We start from the raw sequence: 25,588 nt of genomic DNA on the forward strand, positions 1-25,588 counted from the left end.
TATGAGTCAATTGGGTTTAAAAAATATTCAATACAAATCGGAACAAATGGAGCAAATAAATAAGTTAATTCATTCGTTGATACCCGTTGAATCCAATTTAAATATTTTTGGACCATCCGGTTCTGGAAAATCAGCATGGATGAATTACCTTATAGAAAAGTCAAATATCAGTGGTCAAGTATTAAGATTAGATATCAAGGAAATGGATGAAGGCCTTTTTAAAGAAGTGTTAGAAAAAAATTCTTTTCGCTATATTTTGTTAGAAAATATAGAATATTTGCATAAGGAAAATCAAACGTGTTTGGCACAGTATATTCAAAAAAGCGGATTGATCTCGAAGCCAGTTATTTTATCGACCTCGACAAGAAATTTAACCGAAATAGCGAAAGAAGGTCTGCTACGTCAAGATTTGTACTATAAGCTAACTGTTTTTAAAATTGAGTTGCCTTCTCTGAAAGAAATTTCAGAAGATATTCCCGTTCTGGCAAATTGGTACGCTCAATTGTTTGCACCTAATTATAAAAAGGGTCCTCTGAGTCTCACTCCGGAGGCCCTACAAAAATTGAGTATGTACTTTTGGCCTGGTAATATCTCTGAACTGGAAAGCGTTATGGAAAGAGCCGTCATACTTTCGCAAGAAAATGTTATTAGTGAAAAACATATTAGGTTTGATGACTTTCAAAAACACTCATCTTTGAATTTAAGTATGGGTATGTCTTTGTCTGAAGTGGAGAAACGCTTGATCCTGCAAACTCTTGAACATACTGAAAATAACCGAACCAAGGCGGCTCATATCCTTGGAATTAGCATTAGAACCTTGAGGAATAAAATCAACGAATATAAAGAAGCGGGGATTCTATGAGTTTATTTGATAAAACGACCTCGGCGCTGCAAACATCTTTAGGGATGAGGCAATTAAGGCATAATGTGACTTCATCAAATATTGCGAATGCGGAAACTCCAGGATATCATGCTAAGAAACTGGATTTTGAAGAAGCTCTATCTCGGGCCATCGATTTGGAAGGTTTAAAGAACATGTCGACAAGCCATGGAGATCATATGATCGTGGGTGGAAAGACAGCTAAAGTCAGACCTGATATTTATGAAAATCCTGAAGGAGCCGTCAACAATGATGGCAATACCGTTGACCTAGAAAAAGAAATGTCTGCCCTGTCAGAAAATGCTGTTTTATATAAAGCGGCCTTACAATTGATAAATAAAAAAATGGCGGCACTTAAATATGCCGCAAGTGAAGGAAGATAGGTAGACTATGGCTGATTTTATTTCAGGAATGAGAATATCTGGTAGTGGAATGACAGCGCAACGAACTCGTTTAAATACCATTTCTTCAAATATTGCAAATATAAATACGACACAAACTCCAGAGGGTGGGCCCTATAGACGAAAAGATGTGGTTTTCGAGGCCATGCCTGATACCAAAAATTTCGGAGAAATTTTGACTTCCACGAATCCGAAATCGAACATGCAAAGAGTGCAAGTCTCTGACGTGATCTCTGACAGGAAAGCTCCCTTGTTAAAATATGAACCTGATCATCCAGACGCAAATCCCGATGGTTATGTCGCCTATCCAAATATAAACCTAATGGAAGAAATGACAAATATGATCCAGGCAACTAGAGCCTACGAAGCCAACGTCTCTGCACTTCAGGCATCCAAAGACATGGCATTGAGTGCTCTTGAAATTGGTCGATAGTGAGACAGGGGTTAAGCCTATGTCTCAACTCTTCGTTCTCGTCGGTCGGACACCTTGCGACCTGGCTTCGCCAAGCCTCAGTCGCTCTTGGAGATTGGGCCAGATTTATGAATTGTCCCTTTAAGCAATTCGATTTTTAAGATAAAATAAACTATAAAGTGAGGATCCATGGACGGGTTTACAGTTAAAAATTCCAATCAATTTTTAAATTCTGGTTCTTATTTAGATCAAAGATCTTTAAAAGTAGATAATGCTATCGTTGATAAAAACAAAGATTTAAATGGAAGTATTGCTCCCGATAATCAAATCGTTGGAAAATCTTTTTCAGATACTTTGAACGAGGCTATCAAAGGTGTCAATCAGTTGCAAAAAACAAGTGATAAGGCGGCTCAGGATTTGGCTACGGGGAAGACGGATAATGTGGCTGATGTGATGATTGCAGCCGAGAAAGCAGATATTGGATTAAGAGTTATGGTTCAAGTAAGGAATAAAATAATTGATGCTTATAATGAAATTATGAAAATGCAGGTATAGAAGGGAAGTGTTGTGAATAAAATTTTTGCAGGTATATTAGTTCAATACCGTGAATTTTTTAAAAATTTAGGTCCAACTAAACGGTTATCAGTAATCATGGTTTCTATTATTGCTGTGGTGGTAGTGGTGGTCATATTTATGATGGTCTCAGGGAAAGATTATGTCCCTTTGTTAACCCAAATACCTAATGAACAAATGCCCTTAATTGTTCAAAAATTAAATGAAAAAAACGTGCCTTTTCAACTCAAGGAAGATGGTAAAACTATTTTTGTTCCTAAAGATTTATTGCACTCAACACAAATGACGTTGATGGCAGAAATTGGTTCAGCTAAAATGGGAAGCATTGGTCTTGAAATTTTTGATAAACAAGATTTCGGAATTAATTCCTATGCGCAGAAAATAAATTTTCAAAGGGCCATCCAGGGTGAATTGATTAGAGCCATAAATACCTTAACAGCGGTAAAACAATCTAAAGTTCTTTTAGCCCTACCAAATAAAAAAACATTTTTAGAGGAAGGGGGAAAACCTTCTGCCTCTGTGGTTGTCGAACTTCATCAAGGAAAAGAACTGGGTCCCGATCAAATAAGAGGGATTCGGTACTTAGTTGCTAATGCGGTTGAAGGTATGGATCCAGATAATGTGACGGTATTGGATGAGCGTGGTAAAGTTTTAACAAAGCAAGGTGATGGCAGCACTGCCGGTTCAAATGAAATTTTAGATCTTAAGAGCAAGATAGAAAAAGAATATGAAGCCAGAATTGAAAGTATTTTAGCAAAAGTGGTTGGGCAATCAAAAGTTGTAGCTAAGGTAAATGCCACGCTAAATAATAAAATAATTTCTTCCGTAGAAGAAATTGTGGATCCAGAAAAAACAGCTATTCGTGCCCAACAAAGTGAAGAAGAGTCCTTGGATGGTTCACGGGTAAACCCAGCGGGAGTCCCTGGTTCTAGAAGCAATCTTCCGGGAGCTGAAGACGCTGGTCAAGTCGGTTTTAAACAAGATGTGAAAAAAGAAATTAAAACGACTAATTATGAAGTTCCAAAAACCGTAAGAAATGTAAAGGAAGCCGCAGGTAATTTAGAAAAAATATCGGTGGCGGTGGTTGTTGACGGAACCTTTCAAAATATTAAGAACACCCAGGGAGTTGAAGAGCTGAAATATGTTCCAAGAACTCAAGATGAACTGCAAAAATATGAAACTGTGGTCAAAAATGCAATTGGATTTAATTCCGCGAGGGGTGATTCGGTTAAGATTGAGAATATTCAATTTCAGCCTGAGGATTTTTCTGAAGCTGAAAAGCTATTAACAAATTTAGAGAAGCGAAAATTATTGCAAGCGATATTTAAGTGGGCCTTATTGGCATTTTCTTTAATTTTATTTTTCATCATTGTGGTCAGGCCATTCATGCAGTGGATTACGGATTCATTTCAAGATTCTGTCGATGAAATGTTGCCAAGAACCATCGAGGAACTTGAAGAGCTACAGGCTGTTGATAGCACGCTTCCTGGGATGTCAGCTGCCTTGCCGGTGTTGCAGGAATCAATGGACCCTGAAAAGGCTGAGTCTGAATTATTAAAAGATAGGATATTAACAATTATGCAAAAAGATGAAGAAAAAGCCGCTAATGCTTTTGGTATGTGGTTAGTTCGAAAGGATGAAAAAGCATGAAGGTCTATAAACCTGAAATGGTAGAATATGATAGTTTAAAGGGCTTTGATAAAGCAGCCATTTTACTGAATTATCTAGGTAAAGATGCAGTGAAAATCTTATTAAAACGCATGGAAGACGCTGATATCCGAAAGCTGATAAATGTGATGAATAAATTTCGCGTGGTTCCCGTTCATGTAACTAAAAAAATTCTGGAAGAGTTTTATGAGATGATCAGCGAAACTGATGACTATATTTTTTCTGAAACGATATCCAGCAAGGACAGCATTGTCGATGCCTTAGGTGAAGATAGGGCTCGAGGGATTCTTGGCGGTTTAAATATCACTGCGGGAAATTCTCGGTCTCTAGAGTCATTAGAGATGGTGGATGCTAAATCATTGGCAAATTTCCTGGTTAATGAGCACCCGCAGACGGTGGCAGTGATTGTCGCTCACCTGGAGCCAGAGAAAAAAGGTGAAGTTTTAAAGCGTTTGCCAGAAACCTTGCAGGCAGAAGTAGTTTTGCGAATGGCAAATCTAGAGCATGTGGATCCTGAATTGATTTTAGAGATCGACAAAGTATTAAAGAACCAATTAGCAAACACAGCCAGCGTTGAACAGTCTACTCTTGGAGGTGTCCAACCCGTAGCAGAGATGCTCAATGTGATGGATAAAAATACCGAAACATCCATTATGTCTCGATTGGAAGAGAAAGATCCTCTTTTAGCTGAAGAGATTCGAAAGCTGATGTTTGTATTTGAGGATATCAGTAAAATCGATGATCGTGGAATTCAAACATTGTTGAAAGAAGTGCCTAACGATAAACTAATCTTAGCACTTAAAACAGCCAATGAGGACATTAAGCAAAAAATATTTAAAAATCTATCAGGTCGTGCTGCTGAAATGTTAAAAGAAGATTTAACGAGTATGGGTCCTTCTAGGCTTTCAGATGTTGAAAGAGCACAGCAGGAAATTGTAAACGTTGCTCGAAGACTTGAAGCGGAAGGTAAAATATTAATTGCAAGAGGCGGTTCTGAAGATGCCATGGTATAATCGTTCTGTCTTAAAAAAAGAGTTAGCTGAAAGCAGGGTCATGGAGTTTACTCCTGCAAAATTCGATCTGGGAACTTCTCTTCAAGCTTTAGAGTATATGGAAGAAAGGAAAAAGGGGTCCGACTTTTTAATGAATCCTGTAATTCAAATACAAACGGGTGTTGATCAGTTGCAAAGTGAAAATATTGATAAAATGGCTGAAGAGTTGGCTCTAAATAAAATTCAAGATATTCAAGAGAATTCTTACAAAGAAGGTTATGAATTAGGATTAGATGAGGGACTAAAAAAAGCCTATCAAGAAAAAAATTCTGAATTGATTTCTAAATTGGACGAATTTGAAAGCCTCATGGAAAGATTAACCCAAATTAAAAAAGACTTAGAAATCCATAATGAATCTCATTTAGTCAGGCTCATTTATCATATGGTCGAAAGGGTATCGTTACGGCACGTTGAACTTGACAATAATATTTTGGTGGATGTGATGAGGCAATCATTGAGTCTAGCACAAGACGAAGAGAATGTCGTTGTTCAAGTATCAAAATCTCAGTTTGAGTTTATAGAAGACTTAAAGAAACAAACAGCTCGAGAATTTGATTTTTTGCGAAAGATTACCCTTGAACCAAATGAAAGCATCACTGCCGGTGGGTGTATTGTTCAAACAAATTACGGAGAAGTAGATTCAAGAACAGAACAGCGATTGGAAAAGTTATGGAACAACCTTAAGGAATCTCTGCCTAAGGTAAAGAATGAACTAAAATATGAATGAAATCAATTTTGAAAAGTATAGCCATTTAATTTCAAACATTCACCTTTCGAAAGATAGTGGAAAGGTAAAAGAAGTCGTAGGAATGATTATTAAGGGTTATCTTCCTGGTGCGGCGATTGGAAGTATTGTTGAAATTTTCCCACATGGTACCGAAAAATTTTTTTTAGCTGAAGTTGTTGGATTTAAAGATAAAGATGTTTTGATGATGCCATTAAATGATATGCGTGGAGTGGGGCTAGGGGCTAAAATTGTTTTATCTAAACAAATTGCAACCATCAGGGTCGGGCAGGAACTTATCGGTAGAGTGGTTGATGGCCTAGGTCAACCTTTAGATGGGTTGCCTCCGATAGAGGATTTCCAAGAAAAGTCCTTATATGCAGAAGTTGTCAATCCCTTGCAACGTAAGCCCATTAATCAATCGCTGGATTTAGGTGTGAGAGCCATCAATTCTTGTCTGACGGTGGGGTTAGGTCAACGGGTAGCTATTATGGCGGGGTCAGGAGTTGGAAAATCGGTGCTTCTAGGAATGATGGCTAGATATACGAATGCAGATATCAATGTTATTGCCCTCATCGGAGAGCGTGGTCGAGAGGTGAGAGAATTTATCGAAAATGATCTAGGCCTTGAGGGGATGAAAAAGTCAGTGATTGTTTGTGTTACCAGTGACCAAAGTCCATTGATACGAATGCGGGGGGCCTTTGTGGCTACAGCGATAGCTGAGTATTTTTGTGGATTAGGAAAAAATGTATTATTGATGATGGACTCGGTCACGCGTTTTGCAATGGCACAAAGAGAAATTGGATTAAGTACAGGAGAGCCACCCTCATCTAAGGGCTACACCCCAAGTGTGTTTGCACATCTTCCTAAATTACTCGAGAGAGCTGGAAACTTTGAAAATCAAGGAAGTATTACGGGTTTGTACACGACTCTTGTTGAGGGCGATGATATGAATGATCCCATCGGAGATTCTGTAAGATCTATTGTGGATGGACATATCGTTCTTTCAAGGCAACTGGCGCAAAAGGGGCATTTCCCTTCAATTGATATCCTTGCAAGCGCGTCCAGAGTGATGAAGAATGTTACCCAATTGGAGCACCAAAAGTTAGCTCAAAGAATAAGAGAAACTCTAGCAGTTTATAAAGATGCAGAGGATCTAATTAATATTGGTGCCTACAAGCCAGGGGCTAATCCGAAAATTGATAAGGCAATTAAATTGATTGATCCCATCAATGAATTTTTGCGACAAAGGGTTGAAGATGGAACTCGTTATGCCCAGACGATGAGACTTTTACAGCAATTATTTGTTGGTCAATAATCAGTGGTCACTCATAGGACTCAACTCTTCGTTCTCGTCGGTCAGACTCCTTGAGGCTTGGCTTTTCCAAGCCTCAGTCGCCTCCCTCCTGCGGCCTCGATTTGAGTCCTATGAGTGACCACTGAGAAATAAAATCTAAGCTCTACAAAAGTCACAAAAATCAATTATTTTAAAAATATTTTTTAAAGCATGATACTATTTAATAATGAATTTTAAATTTCGAATGCAGAAAGTTTTAGAACATCGTAAAACACTAGAGGACATTGCTAAATCAGAGTTAGAAGATGCTATTTTTAAGTTTAATAATGAAGTTCAAAATCTTCAAAAAATGATAGATGAAAAAAAAAATTCGCGTGTCGTTACTTATCATTTTCAAACAGCTAATCAAATATCAAGTCCTGAGAAAAAATTTATTTTTTCTCAGGCGGAATCTTTTCAAAGGCTCCAGGACATAAGGATTGAGACTCAGAAAGAAGTCATAAGAAATATTGAAAAAGAAGTCGAGGCCAAAAGGGAATTTTTGAAAATCAAAGCAATTGATTATAAAATAATAGATAAGTTTAAAGAAAAGAAAAAAGAACAATTTCTTGAAGAACTGAAAAAAAATGAACAGTCTCAAAATGAAGAAACAGTAATGCTGAGATTCGTCTTAGGAAATAAAAAATGAACGGTTATGATAAATATTTAAAACAGGTAGAATCCAAAGCAAACAGAGGAGATAAATTATCTTTTTCTCGTAGTCAATTTTCAAATAAGAAAACAAGTTCCGACCCGCAAAATAATCGTGACCAAAGATTTAATCGTGATCGAAGGTTTAAACAAGATCAGCAGATTAAAAGAGATCAACAGGTTAAACCTAAAAAAAGAATTCCCATGTTGAGCGTTGTGTTTTCATTGATAGGCTTTTTTTTGGCCTTATGGGGGTACGAAAATCAGCCTCAGCTAGATAAGTGGATTAACTCAATTGAAATATCATTTACGACCAAGTCCTTTAGTAAGGAGGCTTCTTCGGAGCCTGCACATCATCCAGAGAAAAAAGAGCCTGATGCCGTCGAAGGGGCAGTAAAACCACAAGAATCAAAGTTAGAAAATGATATTGTTGATTTTAATTTTATAAAGGATTTTCAAGAGCGAAAAAAACAACTGGATTTAAAAGAAGAAGAATTAAAAAAATTGGAATCAGAAATCGTTAGTCAGCGTGAAAATATTGATAAAAAACTTGATGAAGTAGAAAATATCAGAAAAAAAATAACTCAGCAACTTGAGGATAGAGTCAAAGCTGATGAACAAAAAATTGACACCCTTGTTCAGGTTTACAGTCAAATGAAACCCCCACAAGCAGCCAAAGTTTTTGAATCCATTGATGAAGACTTGGCAGTCGAAGTCCTGACTAAGATGAAGAAAAAAAATGCTGCAGAAATTCTAAATTTATTGAAGCCTGAGAGGGCTCAAAGCCTTTCAGAGAAATTTGCAGGTTATAGAAGAAAGCCATCTAGTATAGGTTCTGAAGCAAAAAATTCGGAAACAAGAAACAATGAGGAATTAAAGAATGTTAATAGCAAAAAACCATAACAACCTAAACAATTTTAACGAAAGGAGATTGATTGAACCTGCAGGCCATGTCTGCATCGCCCCTAATGGAAATGTCAGCCAAGACAAAAATTCCAATTCGCGATGTGGAACAAAAGGATTCTGCTGACAGTGAAAAAAGTTTCGATCAAGTTTTAAAACAGAAAACTAATTCGCGGTCAGCTAACAAACCGCAGATTTTGTCTCAAGAGAAGAACACTTCTGAAAATGAAGCTTCAAATATTGATTCTGAAGATGATAATAAAGATAGTTTTTCGAAGATAAAAAAAGAGACAAATGAAAGCGTGGCTGGAAGGGATGCAAAGAAGGATTCAAAAGTTAAAAAATTCATGGACTCATTTGAGAGTGAATTTCAAGTGCCCCCAACTCGACTAGTTGAGGTCATCAGTCAGTTAACGCCTGAACAATTATCAGAGTCTGCAGAGCAAACTGCTGATTCGGTAATTGATCAGTTAAACTTGGATCCCCTTGCAAAACCAAAGGCTAAGAAGCAATATTTAGAGTTGATACAGGATTTGAATCAGATTTCTGTGGCAAACCAACAATTGACACCTTTACCAGGGTTATCGTTGATGGGTTTAGGAATGGCTCAAGAGCGATTTCAAAAAATGAAATCACAGAGAGAAGTTCTTCAGAAGTCAATTGATCAAATGAACCAGAGTTTTTGGAAGCCGCGAGAGGTATTTAAAGACAACACTCTTGTAGAGCTTTCTAAATCAGATATTTTGAGCGGTTCAGAATCTGCTGTTCCAACTAAGATATCTCGTTTGGTGGAACCTGATTTTAATAATCAATTGATGAATCTAACAGATTCAAACAGTCAGCTAGATTCAGAACTTTCAAATCAAGTGTTGACTACAAAGTTTGATGGCCAAACTGAGTTGCCAACAATAGATTTACTGCATCCGTCAAAAGCGGCAACTGTTGAGAATATCACGACAGTCCCAAACATTCCAACAGTCCTGACAGTCCCAGCTGTTGCGACTCCCGGTATGGCTGAGGCGGAAGTAATCGCAGCAACAGCCGGTGCTGCTGCAGCAGGAGCAACGGCAACAGCAAACACAAGTGCAGTGACCGCAGCTGAATGGCGTCGAGAGGATCCAAAGATTCAACAACGGGACTCAGAGTTATTAAATACGGACCAGATGAATTCTTCTCTTTTAAAGAAGACGGAGGCTCCAGAGAGGTTTAAAGAAGGACAAAGTGCTACTTCCTATTTTGAAGGGCAAGCTCAAGGAAAAGAGCTTTCTAAAACTCAGAGATCTAACAAATCAAAGGGTGAGGAGCTGAAATCTCTTTTTGCTGCCCAACTGGGAAATCAGATTTACACTGAGGAGAGCGCGCGAGGAGAAGCCACTTCTGCCAAACTAATTCCTAAAGAGCTAACGCCAGCTGAGATTGATAAAAACATTCAAAATGTCATGCATCAGGCTCAGTATTTAGTTAAAAAGGGTGGAGGCGAAGTGAATGTCAAAATGAGTCCAGAGGGACTTGGACAAATTCAGTTGAAGGTAGAATTGATCGACGGCAAAGTGCAGATGCAAATGGTTACCGATAATAAAGAAACTAAAAAGATTTTAGAATCTAATATGGGTGATTTAAAAGACCAGTTGTCTTCACATAAGTTGAATATCAACTCAATCAAAATTGATACGGTTCAAGGTGTTAATACCGATGTGGCTACAAGAAATCAAAACTCTTTGGACCTATCGCAAAACCAATCAGACAGACAAACCAAACAATTTTGGAATCAGTTTCAAGATCAGTTTGGCAGAGGTCCTCAAAGGGAGGCTTTGTTTCAACCACCACAAGTAAAGGGCTATGCTAAGAAAAGCTCTCAGCCCATTGCTCCTGCAGAAAGCTCACAATTGCTTTCTGCACGAAGAGAAATGGGTAAGGGAAGTGGGCTGAATTTGGTAGCTTGATCAAAGTCGGAATTTTTACTTAGTGATTCCACCTTGTTTTTAAAGGATGATAAAATCTAAGGAACAGGAACCTGGGGAACAATGTGGAATCACTTTATCTTACATATGGGGGAGTTTTATGAGTGTGATGGGAGCAAAGCAAGGAACAAAGTCTTTTGGTCAAACGCAAACAGCGCCAGTTTCTCAAAACTCGATTTCTAGTAATTTGTCAGCAGGAGACATGAAAAAATTGGCAGGGGAGGATGTGGGCGATGTCTTAAATAAAGTCGCTGATCCTAATTGGATTGATCCTGGAAAAAAAATGAGAACTGCAGGTAATGATAAGATGGACAAGGATGCTTTTTTTAAACTCATGTTAACACAAATGAAAAATCAAGATCCCATGAATCCAATGCAGTCTCATGAAATGGCAGCCCAGTTGGCTAGTTTTACTTCTCTTGAGCAAATGCAAAACATGAATAAAACCTTAACCGAGATCAGCAATGCACAGAAGCCTGCAGAGCAGTTTCAAGTTTTACAGTTCTTAGGAAAAACAGTATCAGGAGACTCGTCAAAAATTTTCAGAGCCAAAGGAGATAAGGATCATGATATTTTATTTGATTTACCAATGAATGCAAGAGAAGCCGAGATTAAAGTAAAAAATGCGGATGGAGAGTTAGTCAGGACTTATAAGCTGAGCAACTTAAAGCAAGGTTCAAATCGATTAGCTTGGAATGGCATGGATGAAAAGGGAACGATTTTACCCGAAGGGGAATATCAATATTCAGTGGAAGCAAGAAATGACCAAGATAAAAAAATCGCAATTAAAACAGATTTTGAGGGTGCCATTACTGGAGTTAATTACACCAAGGAGGGGCCCGTTCTGATGGTTGGAAATCAAACCGTCCGTCTTCGAGATGTGAAAAAAATACAGAATGAAAATAAACCAACTGAAAATTCAGCACTTCCAACTCAGACACCTACAACTCAGACGCCCACAACTCAGACGCCCACAACTCAAGCACCGCAAGCGCCAGTGACAGCAAAAACGCAAGGAGCTCCTGTCGCTCCTCCAAAATCAAAGTTATTAGAGCAGGTTGGACTGTCCTCAGAAATGATGGCTAAAATTGCAAAAGAAACAAATTAAAGGTTAACAAATTAAAGGTAACGAATTAACAATTAATAAGAGGAAATAATGAGTCAAGAGGGATTGGTTTGGCGGGAATGCAGTAGTTGTAAAAAAGAAATAAATTATAATTCAAAATACTATGAATGCAGTGTTTCTACTTGTGGTGGGCATCGAACAGGCTACGTGTTTTGTTCAATTCCTTGCTGGGAGAGACACTTACCAGGAGCTAAACATCGAGATGCCGCAGCGGTGGAAAAGGTGGCACGTCGAATCGTGGTTACAAATACTTCAATCCAAGCTCCTCTACATAAAAAGGCAGATCAAGAAATTCTTGTGGTGGTCTCTAAAGTTAAATCTTATATCAAGGCTCAAGCTGATATGAATGTTTCAGATGATATCATGGAGACTTTATCTCAACGAATTCGTTTCTTCTGCGATGAGGCTATAAAGAAAGCCCAAAGCGATGGGCGTAAAACAGTACTAGATAGAGATCTACGATAGATAGTCTAGAAATTAATTATTTTTGGTACAGGACTTGAAAGTCAGGATCGTGATAGTTCAAAATGAAACAAGATAGAAAAAAAGGAAATAGGTTTAAGTAAGTAAATGGATATAAAAAAGATCGGTCAGCTAGATACATTAATGCCAAATCCTGTAGGGAAGAATTACATTCCCGGTCAGGGGCCTTCTTTTAAGGAAACCTTAGCTAAGACTTCACCTACAGAAACTTCAAAACTTGATTTGAAAAAAAGTTTGCAAGGTCTGCAAAACTTAGGAGTTGTTGATACCGGAATAAAGTTTTCAAATCATGCCATCGATAGAATGAATTCTCGGGGAATTTCGTTTAAGCAAGAGGATCTCAGCAAATTGAATGAAGCTGTAGATAGAGCTGCGAGTAAGGGGAGTAAAGATTCCTTAATTTTAATGAATGATACGGCTCTTATCGTGAGCGTGAAAAATAGAACTGTCGTAACCGTGATGGACAAAGCCACCTTAAAGGAAAACGTTTTCACGAATATTGATAGTACAATTGTGATGTAAAATGAAAATTTATTCAGCGGAAGTGCTGGATAAAAAATTTAACTAAACAGGGCTGGTCCTCTTTGAGGGGGCCCTCCAAAAATAAGAAAATGACATGGAGGTCATATGGGTATTCTTTCGTCTCTTTACACCGGTGTATCAGGAATGACAGCACAGGGTGAAGCCTTAGGTGTTATCGGTGATAACATAGCCAACGCTAACACAATTGGATTTAAAGCCTCAAGAGCTGAGTTTCAAGATATTATTTCAAAAAATTTAAAAGGGATATTGGGTGGAAATCAAATTGGGCGAGGGGTGAAAATCGGCGCGGTAAATCCTATATTAGTGCAAGGTAATGTGGATGCTACCGAGAAAGTGACTGATCTTGCGATATCTGGTGATGGCTATTTTAAAGTTAAGGGAAGCGACGGGGAATCCTTTACACGAGATGGTTCTTTTCACTTCGATAAAGAAGGGAACTTGGTAACCAATGATAATCAAAGGGTTCAAGGGTTTATGACAGATGAGAAGGGAAATATTTTAAACAAACTTGGGGATATAAAATTTCCTAGGGCTTTGATTCCAGCAAAGGGGACTCAAGAGCTTAAATTAGATTTAAATTTAGACTCCAGATTTGAACCTAATAAAAAATTTAATATTGAAGACCCGTATTCGACATCTCATTACTCTACAGGAGTTGAGATCTATGATACCCAAGGGAATAAGCATTTGGTTTCCTTTTTCTTTAATAAGGTTGCAGACCGTAAATGGGAATATAAAGGACTTGTTGATGGTAAAGAAGCCAGTGGTGGGGAAGCAGGTAAATTGGCTGAGGTCTGCGCCGGAAAGTTGGAATTTACCGAAGATGGAAAATTAAACAAGCAAGAATTAACTGATTCTATGTTCAATTTTTCAGGAGGAGCTCAACAAAATCAAAAAATTAAAATTACTTTTGGAGATGCCATTTCCGAAGGCGGCAAGGGGATTGAGGGAACTAAGCAATACGGAAAAAGTTCGGATTTAATTTCTTGGCATCAAAATGGAGCTGCTGCGGGAACCATCACAGGCCTATCTTTCAATGATGATGGCGTCTTAACCGCCGTATATTCAAATGGACAGGCAGCTGATTTAGCCCAAATATCGCTAGCTAAGTTTGAAAATGCCGAAGCCATGTTCAAGGTGGGGAACAACCGTTTAAAAGAATCAAGGGATTCAGGAGGTCCTTCCATGGGCTCACCTGGAAGCGCAGGTCGTGGAAAAATTTATGCAAAGTCCTTAGAAAGATCCACTGTGGATATTGCCACTGAATTTGTTAACATGATTCAAAATCAAAGAGGGTTTCAGGCCAATGCCAAGACCATTACAACAACAGATGAGCTTTTAAATGAGGTTATCCAGCTCAAACGTTAAGACGGAACGACTTTAGGTAAAACCTAAAGAACCTGTCCTCAAAAGGTCATTAAAATTAAAAGCCCTATCTTGTTTTAGTGAACAAGATAGGGCTTTCGCATTTAGTCAGAAGCTTTCATGGACCTCATTCATAGTTTCATCTATAATTTCCGCTGTTACCCAGGGATATACAGCGTTATGCCTAGGCGTACCCCTTGATTAAAGGAGTTCTTAATGAAAAAAATTGTTTTCTTTTTATCAGTTTGCTTTGCTCTAGTCTCATGTAAAGAGATTTCAGGGAGTTTTATTGTTACCAAAGATTTTAAAGCTCAAGCAAAAAACAATTGTGGTTGGGATCCTTTTGGCCATTGTGAACCCTTAAAAGAAGTTACTATTCAACCTGGAAACTACAATTCAAAAATAAATTTTTCTTCTAAAGACCTGATACGTATTGAATTAAAGGCAAATAAAATTACGGAGACGATTATTTTAAAACGGCCACTCAATTTTGAATTTCCTTTAAATGGTAGTTTTTTACTATTGGCTAAAGATATCCATCAAGATTTTGATATCAAAGGATCCGTGAACACGACGGTGTCTAATTCTCCAAATCGAAGAGAATATGAGTCTTGTACCTACACTGTGAATGATTATGTTTGTTATCCTGGTGGTAATGGCCATCCTCAATGCAGTTATCAACCAAGACAGGTTTGGGGATACAGACTCGTAGAGTATTATCTTAGAACGACGGCTCAAAATTTAGCGGCTTTCTTGATTCAGGCGAATGAGGATCTGGCTCGCTTTGAGGGGCAAAAGATAGATTCCGAAAAAATCTACCTATTTCAAAGTTTTTGCCGGTAGTGACAAAATCCAGGAAACATTCTTTTTTAGTCCTAAGATTAAATCCTGATGAAGATTTAAAAAAAAAGATAGCTTCAATTTGTGAAAAAAATAAGATCATGGCTGGTGCTGTCGTGTCTGTTGTTGGAAGCTTAAAGAATTTAAATATACGATTAGCAAATTCAAATGCTTTTTTAAAACGAGAAGAGAAAATGGAAGTGCTATCCTTGCAAGGGTCTATTTCAGTTTCGGGAGTTCATCTTCATATCTCTGTAGCGGATAGCAAAGGTAATGTGATGGGTGGTCACCTTATGGATGAGAACCTTATTTTTACCACTCTTGAAATGGTGATCCTTATTTTTGAAGATTTAATTTTTGATAGAAAAATAGATAACCATACCGGGTACAAAGAGTTAATAATTAATGGTTCAAACTTGAGTTAAGGGTCCTAACAACGTTCCAATTTGAGAATCAAGATTTTTTAACTCAATAGTTTCAATAGTTATAAATAAATAGATTCGATTTAGATATTGAATTCATAAAACTTGGAAGCCTCCCTGATTTTTTGTCAAATTACGACAGGTCCATTAAAATCATCTTTGTTACTCTTGGTTAAATCAAAATTGTGGAGTCTCAACATGTTAAACCTGATGAAATTTATACCCAAAAATGTGAAGTATCCAATTCTAAGGTCCATGCTGGCACTTCCCATGTCCCTTCCAAAGGAATTGCATTTTGAAATAGCCACAACAGAGGCGCAATATTTAGGAGCATTTAGAATTCTTCAAGAGTGCTATTTAGAAAAAGGGTATGCGAGTTCAAATCAATCAAAAATTCGGATGACTCCTTATCATTTAATTCCGACAACGACAGTTTTATTAGCCTACTGGAAAAATGAAATCGTTGGAACTGTGAGTTTAATTCGAGACAACTCATTGGGCTTGCCGATGGAAAAGATATTTGATCTTTCGGACCTTCGAAAAAAAGATGGGGTGTTGTGTGAAATTTCTTCCTTGGCTATTAAAAAAGAATTCAGGGGGCAAGACGGGCAGCTTTTTTTCCCATTCATGAGATATATGTGGAATTTGTCCTATCATTTTCTGGACATTGACTATTTTGTCATTGCTGTAAATCCTTCAATGTATGAGTTGTATGAATCCATTTATCTTTTTGAGACCTTAAAAAGAAAATCGGTAGTGAGTAAATATGATTTTGCAAATAACAATCCTGCTGTTGGTCAGTATATCCATTTAAAGTCATCATTCGACAAATTTGATTCTGTTTACAGAAATAACAATATCAAATCAAATTTTGGATACTATATGAAAAACTCAACGATTTTCCATGAAAAATTTCCTTTGCAAGAATTCTTTACTCAGGTTTATTCACCCGTCAGAAGGGAATGGATTCCTAAACTTAAACATTTGCTATCAGAGCCTTATACAAAGGAATTAAGTAATAAACTAGCAAGGTGTTTTGGTTATCCATCAGAAGAAGGGATGATAATGAATCCAGAGAATCATCGTTACCGTTATCCGGTATCCTTTCAAATCCTAAATTATGAAGGCTCAAAAGTTGTCAATATCTCTAAAACAGGAATTGCCTTAAAATCAACTTTTCCTATTCCTCCAGAGATTCCTATTTTTTTAACTTGTAAGATTGGTCCAGAGAAAAAAACAACGATTGTGGTTGAAAAAGTCCGGGAAGATCGACAATCTGGCATCATTGGAATGAAGATTATTAAAGAATCAGAATCTTGGAATCATCTTATATCCTCATTTCAAAATGAGGGCAATAAACATTATGACTTTGACAGCGAGTCGAGTTTAGGATTCAAATCAACTGGATGATTAATTCCTCGTTAGATTCAAAAATTGAAACAGAACTAGTGGTAAAATCCTCAACATATGAATCAAGGATTTTACGTATAGAACCTCATTTGTCGTACTTTTCTAGAATTCATCATTGGCCTCAAAATGCTAATGAAATTGATGTGTTTGGCCCTTGTTGGAGTCTGGCTTTGTTTAATTTTCAAAATGACGAAGTTTGTATTAAACGCAGGGGACAGCTCATTTCATTAAACGGATATCAGGCCGTATTTATTCCTCCATTTTCTGTAATTGATTGGCGTCTAAAAGGTGGAGAGATTCAATTTGAAGGAGTGATATCTAATCATCCAGTCACCGGGGATTTGCCCAATGAACCCTATCTGATAAAGAACAAGAATTTAAATAAAATTCCCTCTTCTATAGCCGAATTATTTCGCCTCCTCAAGGAGGCTGAGTTTATCGTGGCTGTTGGAAAAGAAGAAGCTCCTTCAGCGGTGGCTTCCAAAACAAAAAATTATATCGATAGACATTTTGATAGTGAACTGACGATGGCAGATGTTGCCAAAAGTCTTAGATTAAATCATTCAGTTATGGACAGGGCCTTTATAAAAAATTATGAAATGTCACCTGTTGAGTATCGAAATAAATTAAGAGTCCTTGAGGCTGCACATAGGATGATTTTAGAACCTAAATCCGTAACTCAAACCACTTTCGAAGTTGGATTTTTAGGAACAAATAATTTTAATAAGCAGTTTAAAAAAGTAATGAATGTTTGTCCTTCCAAGTATTCTAAACTAGTTTCTGACAAAAAACTTCAGAAAAAACTTCAGAAAAAACTTCAGAAAAAACTTCTTTGACAAGTTCTCTTTTTTTCCGCCAGAATTAAAGGTGGCAGTAATAGCATAGCCTTAGAGAGGACTTTTGAAAAATGAAGGACACAACATTTAATTACCCTGTCGCTTTTTCAAGGAATATAGGCTGGATTACAGATGAGGAACAACTAGTTTTAAAATCTAAAAGAATTGCCATTGCAGGTCTTGGGGGTGTGGGCGGAATTCATTTAACCACCCTTGTTAGGATGGGTTTTCAGAAGTTTCATATAGCTGATTTTGATTTTTTTGAAATGCATAATTTCAATCGCCAAGCTGGCGCCTTTATGTCCACCATCGGTAGGTCAAAGCTGGACGTCATGAGGGAAGTGGCAATGGATATCAATCCTGAAGTTGAGATTGTTCCTTTTCCCAAGGGAGTGTGGCCGGAAAATGTGGATTCTTTTCTCAAGGATTGTGATTTATACTTAGATGGTTTAGATTTTTTTTGTTTTGATATCCGAAGGCTCGTTTTTGCAAAGGCCTATGAAAAAAATATTCCAGCAGTCACGGCAGGTCCATTGGGAATGGGTTCTGCTTTGGTGAATTTTCTTCCAAAAGGAATGACCTTTGATCAGTACTTTGGGTTATCAAATGCTAAAGATGACGAGGAAAAATCAGTCTTATTTGCCTTAGGTTTATCACCTTCCAGAATGACTTTCAGCTATTTAGTTGACTCCAAAAAAATTGATTTTAAGAATAAAAAAGTACCCTCAACACCTATGGGCTGTCAAATGTGTTCTGCAGTAGCTGGTGCGGAAATCATTAAAATTCTATTAAAACGGGGCCAGGTATCTCAGGCTCCTGTTTCTATCCAATATGATGCTTATCTAAACAAAATCGTTAAAACTTGGATTCCTTTTGGATACAAAAATCCAGTGCAAAGACTCAGAATCTATATCGCTCTTAGGATTTTTAAAAAATCCTATGGATCCTCATCCTAAGAAGAAGGGTTTTGACTTCACATTTTTCTTAAGACAGTATAAAGCCCATTCTAAGAATAAAAATACAAACACAAAAAAAGGAGAAATAATGTCAACAATGAAAACTCCAGTAAAAGTTTCCGTAACGGGTGCTGCTGGGCAAATTGGTTACAGCTTACTATATAGAATCGCTTCAGGTGAAATGCTAGGTAAGGATCAACCTGTGATATTACAGTTGTTAGAATTAACGCCAGCAATGCAAGCTTTGAAGGGTGTCGTGATGGAGCTGGAAGACTGCGCGTTTCCTTTGTTGCATCAGGTAACCGCTTCGGATGATGCAAAGGTCGCTTTTAACGACACGCAAATTGCTTTGCTAGTGGGTGCCAGACCTCGATCTAAAGGAATGGAAAGAAAAGATTTATTAGAAGCCAACGCTCAAATTTTTACAGCTCAGGGAAAAGCTCTAGATGAAGTTGCCAATAGAGATGTTAAAGTTTTAGTTGTTGGAAACCCAGCAAATACAAATGCTTATATTGCTATGAAGTCTGCAAAATCTTTAAAAGCAAAAAATTTTACAGCCATGTTAAGGCTTGACCATAATCGCGCTTTATCTCAATTGGCGACTAAAACCAAAAAACCCGTAGGATCTTTTGAAAAAATGATCGTATGGGGAAATCATTCACCAACGATGTATCCCGATTATCGATTTGCCAATATTCAAGGTCAATCAGTCAAAGCTATGATCAATGATGAGGCCTGGTATAAAGAAACGTTCATTCCTACTGTTGGAAAAAGAGGAGCCGCCATTATTGAAGCCAGAGGATTGTCTAGTGCTGCCTCTGCTGCGAATGCAGCCATTGGTCACATGAAAGACTGGTGGTTGGGTTCTGAGGGCAAGTGGGTCACGATGGGCGTGCCTTCTGATGGATCATACGGAATACCAGAGGGGATTATTTACGGTTACCCTTGTGTCTGTGAAAATAAAGAATACAAAATTGTCCAAGGTTTAGAAATTGATTCTTTCTCAAGAGAAAAAATGGATTTTACTTTGAAAGAACTTACTGAAGAAAGAGATGGAGTTAAACATCTTCTTGGTTAAATTAAGTAAGAAATTAGTTATTGGAGATTAAACAAGGCGCTCAGAAATGAGATAGTGAGGCAAAAACCTCACTATCTCCAATTGAAAAGTTATTTTTTACAAACTACATTTTGAGTTAAGAGCCATCTATCTGCATCTTTATTGATAAAAGTTCCACCAAATGAAGGATCTTTTAAAGAGATTGCTTGACCACAATTATCATAATCCTTTGGTGTTAAGCTGAGGAGGTTTTCAACAGGATTTTTGGTTAAAGCAAAGTAATCGACTTCATATTCCTCATTTTTAGAACCAAGATGAATTTTCATTGTTTTCGCTAAGAGTTGCTCAAGAAGAGCCAATGATTTTAGCGATTCTTGGGCATTGGTAACACAAAGGCCTTCGTGAAACAAAGCTCCTTTTCGTTGTTGAGGTTTATTCATTCCTAATGGACAAAGCTGATTTTGGTAGTTGATGGCCCATCTACCTGCATTGACTAAATCAGAGCCCATAGGAATAATTTCCTTTAATAAATTGTCTTTTCTTAATTTTCCAAATTCTGGCATATTTTCTGAAATAAATCTTTCAACCTCTTTAGGGCTAGTTCCTTCTTTTATAGTCACCGTTTTGAAAAGTTCGGACCCTTCAAAGCTATAAGCTGTGTAGAAATTTAAGTATAAAATATAACCAGCAGTCATTTGTCTTAAGGCAATTAAATCAGGTGTAGAAATTATCTTTTTTCCAACGATACTCATGTCGCATTTAAATTTGTAATCTTTTTCATTGGCTCTGATGGTTTCACATGAATAGGAGTTTGGATCTTTAAGACTTGCCTCTAAGGACTGGGCATTGAGTTCTAAGGTAAATGTTTTGTCCTGATTAACAATCAGAAACTTTCTGAAATCATTTAATGCCATTTGATATTCAGTAAACCAAGATTGAATGTCTTTTACATTTTGAATATCTTCCTTACCAGCCAATAGAAATTTCTTTACATGTAAATTTGGAATATTCTCTAAACTATTTTCATACTCAGTAAAATTTCCATATTTTTTAACTAAGGGTTTAACTCTGGTAAGAATTCCCTTGGTGCTTAAAAAAGATTTTAAAAAGCTCTTATAAAACTGAGCCTTTGTATTATTAGCATCTTTTTCCAACGCAATATCTAAAATCTTATCGGCATGCATAAATTGAGTGGGGGTTAATAATTGTTCAGCAGCATCAGTAAGTTCCTCTGATGACATGGTGGCATTGGCTTCTACGATTTTAGATGAGGTATTGACAGCTAATCCATCTTCACGTTTTGACTGACAGGCCGACAGGCAAGCGAGTTGACTCAGAAGTCCTAGCGTAAGTAGGCCTTTAAAAAATTGTGTTCTCATGTATTCTCCGTGAGCCGGGTTAGTCCGGCAGATTGGTTGTTATTGTTTTTTGTTCTTCTGACTTTATTTATATTTGCTGATTTGAAGGCGGTGTAGATTTAGTTTGTAAATAATTAACTAGATTAGTTACCTTTTTGTAAACTCTATAAATTTTATAATTCAGAAAGAATCCAATCTGTGGCAGGTAGGAGCTTGATATTTTTGGGTAAACTGGCCTTTAGGTGCACTCTCATCATTCATCAACTGGATTAGGATCTAAACCTACTTGTTGCTAAATTGGTTTAGATCCTAATCTACATTCTAAGGTACAAAACTTTACCTAAGGCTATTTAAGAATTCGGATTACATTCTTGTCATCAAATCAGAGATTTGTTTTGAAAACTTACTGGGGTCTGGTAAGGAGGATCCTTCAGTCAAAAGGGCTTGATTGTACAAAATTTCTGACCAGGTCTTTTGCTCCTCCTCAGATTTTGTCATCATGACGTCAAACAATGGATGCTTTAAATTTAACTCCAAAATTCTCTTGTTTTTGGGCATTTGAAAATCAGAACCCATTCGTGACATCAGTCTTTCCATATTGGCCGATGGGTCATTAGCCGCATTGACCAGGCATGCAGGGGTTGTGCTGAGGCGATCAGAAATCACCACGTCTTTGATGTTTTCTGTTAGGAAGGTTTTCATCTTCTCGATTAAAGGTAGAAATCTTTCTTTGAGTGATTTATTCTCTTCTTCCTTAGTTTTCTTTTCTTCTGCTGAATCTAGATCCAAATCATTGCGAGTGATAGACTGAAGTTTTTTATCTTTATAAGTTGTTAAACTTCCCATGACCCATTCGTCAATAGGGTCATTACAAAACAAGACTTCAAAACCTTTTTCGTTCAATTTCTCCATGTAAGGAGTCGATTTAATTTGAGTCAGGCTCTCTCCTGTAATAAAATAAATATCCTTTTGATGCGGTTTCATTCTGGCAATGTACTCATCCAAAGAAGATAGCTTTTCTTGAGTTGAAGTCGTAAAAAGCAATAAATCTTGAATTTTATCTTTCGCAGAAGAATCATTGGCAATACCTTCTTTTAAGGTGGAACCAAATTCTTTCCAAAAGTTTTCGTAGAGTTCCCTTGTCTGAGTCATCATGTCTTTTAAGGAAGAATAAATTTTATTAACGACATTCTTTTTTATCAATTGAACTTGACGATCTTGTTGTAAAATTTCGCGTGATACATTTAGAGAAAGATCGCTGCTATCGATAAGGCCCTTAACAAATCGTAAGTGAGGAGGAATTAAATCTTTGCAGTCGCTCATAATAAAAACTTTTTTCACATAAAGACTTAAACCATATTCGGTATCTCGATACTGATAATTCCAAGGTTTTTTCTCAGGAAAAAATAAAAGAGAGGTAAATTCAATATTTCCCTCGGCCTTATAGTGGATTGTTTTCGCAGGATTCGCCCAGTCATGGGAAATGTGTTTATAAAATTCTTGGTATTCCTCAGCCTTGATTTCACTTGCGGGCCTTAGCCAAAGCGCCTTCATAGAATTAAGGGTTTGATCCTCTTCTTTTTCCTTGTCGGTTTCATTTTCTTTCACTTTAGTTTTCATAACCACAGGGTAAGAAATAAAATCGGAATATTTTTTAACTAAAGATTTAAGAGTCCACTCATCACTGAAGTCCGCAACGTGATCTTCTTCCTCAAATTTTTTCAAAGTTAAGGTGATCGTCGTTCCTGTTCCTTCGGGTCTTGGAACTTCGTCAACGGAGTAGGAGCCATCACCTAATGATTCCCAAACTACACCCATATTGGTTCCTGCTTTTTGAGTGTGCAAGGTCACCTTTTCAGAGACCATAAAACTTGAGTAAAATCCCACCCCGAACTGTCCGATAAGTTCAGGCTTGTCTTTCATTTCCTGAGAAATGGTGTGATATTTTTGTGTGCCAGACCTAGCGATAGTTCCAATATACTCGATAACTTCTTCTTTATTCATGCCGATACCAGAATCAATGATTTTTAAAGTTCTGGCTTCTTTATTCGGCTCCAACCTGACTTCATATTTGTGTTCTGCAGGAACAAGCAAATGATTTGTCAAAGCTTCGAACTTCAACTTATCCATAGCGTCTGAGGCATTGGAGATAAGTTCTCGTAAAAAGATCTCTTTGTTCGAATACAAAGAGTGGATCATAAGATCCAATAATTTCTTGATTTCAGCATTAAATGTTTGAGTTTGTTTCATCGGTAATCTCCTTAAGTGAGACCAATATGTGAGCTCTTAAGCATTTGTCAATTGCAAAAAAAATGTAGAACATTGCCAAGTTCTGTGAAATATTCCAAAGTCTGAAAAAGAGGAGGGCAAAGTGAATCGCTTTATAAGGTTATACGTTCATAGAGGCTTAGGTAGAAGCTTAGATAAAGGCTTAGATAAAGGCTTAGGGGGTATGAATTTGATCTCTGTGGGTTTGATAAGCCTTGTTTTATTATCATGTTCCTCTATTCAAAAGGAACAAGCTCAAAAGGATCAAGCTCCAAAAGAACAACTAATCAAAAACTCTGGCACTCAAATTTTATTGCCGGCACTCATACGCTCTGATTACTCTCCCAAAGAATTGACAGAACTTTGTCAAAAGGAAATTAAAATTTTCCAGGAAAGAATAGATAAGTTGGCAACCTTTAAATTTGATACAAAACAGAAGCGATTAGACCGTCAAATGGGTTTGGAGCTCTTCAATCATACTTTTGGTGAACTGGAGTCAGCTTCAGCGGTTTTTTTTGAAAAAACCGCTCCGTTAAATTTCATGTATTCAGTTTCAACACGCGAAGAATTGCGAACGCCTTCACAGGATTGTGAGACTCAAGCTGAACAGCAATCAATTGAAGTGAGTTCAAGAAAAGATTTATTTCAGGTTATGAAGCTGGCGGAAGGTTTGCTTTCAAAAATCAAATTAAACCCAGAGGAAAAGCGAATTGTTTCTGAAACCATGAAGAATTTTAGACTTAATGGATTAGAGCTGCCCGACGAGAAACTCAATGAAGTTAAGAAATTAAAGAAAGAGCTTGCAGATTTGTCCACTCAGTTCGGCGCCAATTTAAATAATAACAATGATTTTGCAGAAATGACGATCGAGGAAATGCAAGGGATACCTGAATCAGTACTCTCTAGGTTCACAAAATTACCAAATGGAAACTATAAAATTCCGGCCAAGAGCACATATAATTTAGCATTTATGGAAAATGCAAGCCGGCCAGACGCACGTCGAAAAATGTTGTCTGTCATGGACAATAGAGAAGCTCAAAAAAATACTGAAATTTTAAAAAGAGCTGTCAGTATTCGCCGTCAATTAGCAAAGCTATTAGGATATAAAGATTGGGCTGATTACAAAACAGCCAATAAAATGGCCAAAACTGGAAAAATAGCCAGAGATTTTTTAGAAGGCCTAAGAAAGAAATTAAAAATACAATATAGAAAAGATTATGCTGAGCTAGTTAATTTTAAAAAACAATTTGATCCGAAGACAACAACCTTGGATCCTTGGGATGGTATTTATTTGGATTACCAGCTTCGAAAGAAAAAATTTAAATTAGATGCTGAATTGCTAAGAGAGTACTTTCCCACTCAATTAGTATTAGAAAAATTATTTCAAATTTACTCTAAGTTGTTGAGAGTTCATTTTATCCAAGTATCTAATGCAACAACTTGGCATTCTAGCGTCCAATTATTTGAAGTTCATGATGAAAAAACGGGTGAGTTACTTTCCTATTTCTATACGGATTTATATCCACGCGAAGGAAAGTACAATCATGCGGCGGCATTTCCATTACGTCCTGGATATTTCACTCAAGGAAAATATGTATTACCTATCGCTGCTATTGTCGCAAATTTAACTCCACCAAGTGCAGATAAACCTTCCTTACTGAGTCATGATGAAGTGGAAACATTATTTCATGAGTTTGGTCACATTATGCATATGGTGTTAACGAAAGCCAATTATGCAAGCCTTTCTGGTGCAAATGTGGCTTGGGACTTTGTTGAAGCCCCTTCTCAAATGCTCGAAAACTGGGTTTGGGAACCAGAAATATTACGACAAATAACCGGGCATTATCGTAATACCAAAGTGCCAATGCCTGAAGAGCTTATTAATAAATTAGTTGCTTCTAGAAAGTTTGATCAATCTTACTTTTCAACTAGACAATTAATGTTGGGACTTTTTGACATGAATTTACATCAAAGTTTAAAGGATCTTGAACCCATAGAAACTTATAAAAAAATATATAAAGAAACAACAGATATGGAACCCTTGCCTGAAACTCATTTTCCAGCAACTTTTGGTCATCTCATGGGAGGATATGATGCCGGATATTATGGATATCTTTGGTCACAGGTTTATGCCCACGATATGTTTACTAAGTTTGCGGGAAAAAATCTTTTATCCTCTGATGTAGGGTACAAGTACCGAACTCAAGTACTTGAAAAAGGAAACACTTATCCAGCGGATGAATTGGTCAAGAAGTTTTTAGGCCGTCAACCCAATAACAAAGCCTTTTTTAGATATTTAGGATTATAATTTGTCAGTCCAGGAAAAGAATCAAATTAAATTAAATTAGTCTCTTTCATCGACA

General features: G+C 37.1%; 24 protein-coding genes. 22 read left to right on the forward strand and 2 right to left on the reverse strand.

Translation table 11 applies throughout. The features are described 5' to 3' along the window. Window position 1 precedes the first annotated feature (1 nt). The 21 genes from J0M15_04565 (at window position 2) to J0M15_04665 (ending at window position 19,620) form a co-directional block, all read left to right on the forward strand. Entirely contained in the window at window positions 2-862 is an 861-nt protein-coding gene (locus J0M15_04565) for a sigma-54-dependent Fis family transcriptional regulator (GenBank protein MBN8536299.1), read from the forward strand. Further along, window positions 859-1,263, forward strand: coding sequence for a flagellar basal body rod protein FlgB (gene flgB, locus J0M15_04570; protein ID MBN8536300.1), 405 nt, complete (start codon window positions 859-861; stop codon window positions 1,261-1,263). The genes J0M15_04565 and flgB overlap by 4 nt, the downstream gene beginning before the upstream one ends. Before the next feature lie 7 nt (window positions 1,264-1,270). Beyond that, entirely contained in the window at window positions 1,271-1,714 is a 444-nt protein-coding gene (gene flgC, locus J0M15_04575) for a flagellar basal body rod protein FlgC (GenBank protein MBN8536301.1), read from the forward strand. 168 nt (window positions 1,715-1,882) lie between these two features. Beyond that, a complete protein-coding gene (gene fliE, locus J0M15_04580) occupies window positions 1,883-2,248 on the forward strand; it encodes a flagellar hook-basal body complex protein FliE (GenBank protein MBN8536302.1) in 366 nt (121 codons plus the stop codon). 12 nt (window positions 2,249-2,260) lie between these two features. Then, window positions 2,261-3,916 (forward strand): flagellar M-ring protein FliF, encoded by a 1,656-nt coding sequence (gene fliF / locus J0M15_04585; GenBank protein ID MBN8536303.1) that lies wholly within the window; start codon window positions 2,261-2,263, stop codon window positions 3,914-3,916. Beyond that, window positions 3,913-4,947, forward strand: coding sequence for a flagellar motor switch protein FliG (fliG, locus tag J0M15_04590; protein ID MBN8536304.1), 1,035 nt, complete (start codon window positions 3,913-3,915; stop codon window positions 4,945-4,947). Before fliF ends, fliG begins: the two co-directional genes overlap by 4 nt. After that, window positions 4,934-5,713, forward strand: coding sequence for a flagellar assembly protein (locus J0M15_04595; GenBank protein ID MBN8536305.1), 780 nt, complete (start codon window positions 4,934-4,936; stop codon window positions 5,711-5,713). The genes fliG and J0M15_04595 overlap by 14 nt, the downstream gene beginning before the upstream one ends. Continuing rightward, complete coding sequence (locus J0M15_04600; protein MBN8536306.1) at window positions 5,706-7,028, forward strand: FliI/YscN family ATPase; 1,323 nt, start codon at window positions 5,706-5,708, stop codon at window positions 7,026-7,028. The genes J0M15_04595 and J0M15_04600 overlap by 8 nt, the downstream gene beginning before the upstream one ends. Window positions 7,029-7,233: 205 nt before the next feature. Next, window positions 7,234-7,695 carry a flagellar export protein FliJ gene (gene fliJ / locus J0M15_04605; GenBank protein ID MBN8536307.1) on the forward strand — a complete coding sequence of 154 codons (462 nt, stop codon included), beginning with the start codon at window positions 7,234-7,236 and terminating at the stop codon, window positions 7,693-7,695. Next, a complete protein-coding gene (locus tag J0M15_04610) occupies window positions 7,692-8,600 on the forward strand; it encodes a hypothetical protein (protein MBN8536308.1) in 909 nt (302 codons plus the stop codon). Before fliJ ends, J0M15_04610 begins: the two co-directional genes overlap by 4 nt. Before the next feature lie 32 nt (window positions 8,601-8,632). Then, window positions 8,633-10,543: a flagellar hook-length control protein FliK gene (locus tag J0M15_04615; protein ID MBN8536309.1), complete on the forward strand. Its 1,911-nt coding sequence runs from the start codon at window positions 8,633-8,635 to the stop codon at window positions 10,541-10,543. A 118-nt stretch (window positions 10,544-10,661) separates the two neighbouring features. Further along, window positions 10,662-11,669: a flagellar biosynthesis protein FlgD gene (locus J0M15_04620; GenBank protein MBN8536310.1), complete on the forward strand. Its 1,008-nt coding sequence runs from the start codon at window positions 10,662-10,664 to the stop codon at window positions 11,667-11,669. 48 nt (window positions 11,670-11,717) lie between these two features. Continuing rightward, on the forward strand, window positions 11,718-12,152 hold the full coding sequence (locus J0M15_04625) for a hypothetical protein (GenBank protein ID MBN8536311.1): 435 nt from the start codon (window positions 11,718-11,720) through the stop codon (window positions 12,150-12,152). A 105-nt stretch (window positions 12,153-12,257) separates the two neighbouring features. Further along, window positions 12,258-12,692 carry a hypothetical protein gene (locus tag J0M15_04630; protein MBN8536312.1) on the forward strand — a complete coding sequence of 145 codons (435 nt, stop codon included), beginning with the start codon at window positions 12,258-12,260 and terminating at the stop codon, window positions 12,690-12,692. A gap of 105 nt (window positions 12,693-12,797) precedes the next feature. Continuing rightward, window positions 12,798-14,081 (forward strand): flagellar hook protein FlgE, encoded by a 1,284-nt coding sequence (locus tag J0M15_04635; GenBank protein ID MBN8536313.1) that lies wholly within the window; start codon window positions 12,798-12,800, stop codon window positions 14,079-14,081. A gap of 213 nt (window positions 14,082-14,294) precedes the next feature. Then, entirely contained in the window at window positions 14,295-14,921 is a 627-nt protein-coding gene (locus tag J0M15_04640) for a hypothetical protein (protein MBN8536314.1), read from the forward strand. After that, a complete protein-coding gene (locus J0M15_04645; GenBank protein MBN8536315.1) occupies window positions 14,921-15,343 on the forward strand; it encodes a DNA-binding protein in 423 nt (140 codons plus the stop codon). The genes J0M15_04640 and J0M15_04645 overlap by 1 nt, the downstream gene beginning before the upstream one ends. Window positions 15,344-15,538: 195 nt before the next feature. Next, on the forward strand, window positions 15,539-16,750 hold the full coding sequence (locus tag J0M15_04650) for a hypothetical protein (protein MBN8536316.1): 1,212 nt from the start codon (window positions 15,539-15,541) through the stop codon (window positions 16,748-16,750). Further along, a complete protein-coding gene (locus tag J0M15_04655; GenBank protein MBN8536317.1) occupies window positions 16,747-17,586 on the forward strand; it encodes a helix-turn-helix transcriptional regulator in 840 nt (279 codons plus the stop codon). Before J0M15_04650 ends, J0M15_04655 begins: the two co-directional genes overlap by 4 nt. Window positions 17,587-17,657: 71 nt before the next feature. Further along, window positions 17,658-18,542: a ThiF family adenylyltransferase gene (locus J0M15_04660; GenBank protein MBN8536318.1), complete on the forward strand. Its 885-nt coding sequence runs from the start codon at window positions 17,658-17,660 to the stop codon at window positions 18,540-18,542. 97 nt (window positions 18,543-18,639) lie between these two features. Then, on the forward strand, window positions 18,640-19,620 hold the full coding sequence (locus J0M15_04665; GenBank protein MBN8536319.1) for a malate dehydrogenase: 981 nt from the start codon (window positions 18,640-18,642) through the stop codon (window positions 19,618-19,620). Between the two features lie 89 nt (window positions 19,621-19,709). Here J0M15_04665 and J0M15_04670 read toward each other — a convergent pair whose 3' ends face one another. Continuing rightward, window positions 19,710-20,978: a hypothetical protein gene (locus J0M15_04670; protein ID MBN8536320.1), complete on the reverse strand. Its 1,269-nt coding sequence runs from the start codon at window positions 20,976-20,978 to the stop codon at window positions 19,710-19,712. A gap of 342 nt (window positions 20,979-21,320) precedes the next feature. After that, entirely contained in the window at window positions 21,321-23,207 is a 1,887-nt protein-coding gene (gene htpG, locus J0M15_04675) for a molecular chaperone HtpG (protein ID MBN8536321.1), read from the reverse strand. A 121-nt stretch (window positions 23,208-23,328) separates the two neighbouring features. On the opposite strand from htpG, the gene J0M15_04680 reads away from it, so the two are divergent. Beyond that, complete coding sequence (locus J0M15_04680; GenBank protein MBN8536322.1) at window positions 23,329-25,533, forward strand: Zn-dependent oligopeptidase; 2,205 nt, start codon at window positions 23,329-23,331, stop codon at window positions 25,531-25,533. Window positions 25,534-25,588: the final 55 nt, after the last annotated feature.

It is taken from the genome of Deltaproteobacteria bacterium (assembly GCA_017302835.1).
Classification (GTDB): Bacteria; Bdellovibrionota; Bdellovibrionia; order Bdellovibrionales; family Bdellovibrionaceae; genus UBA2316.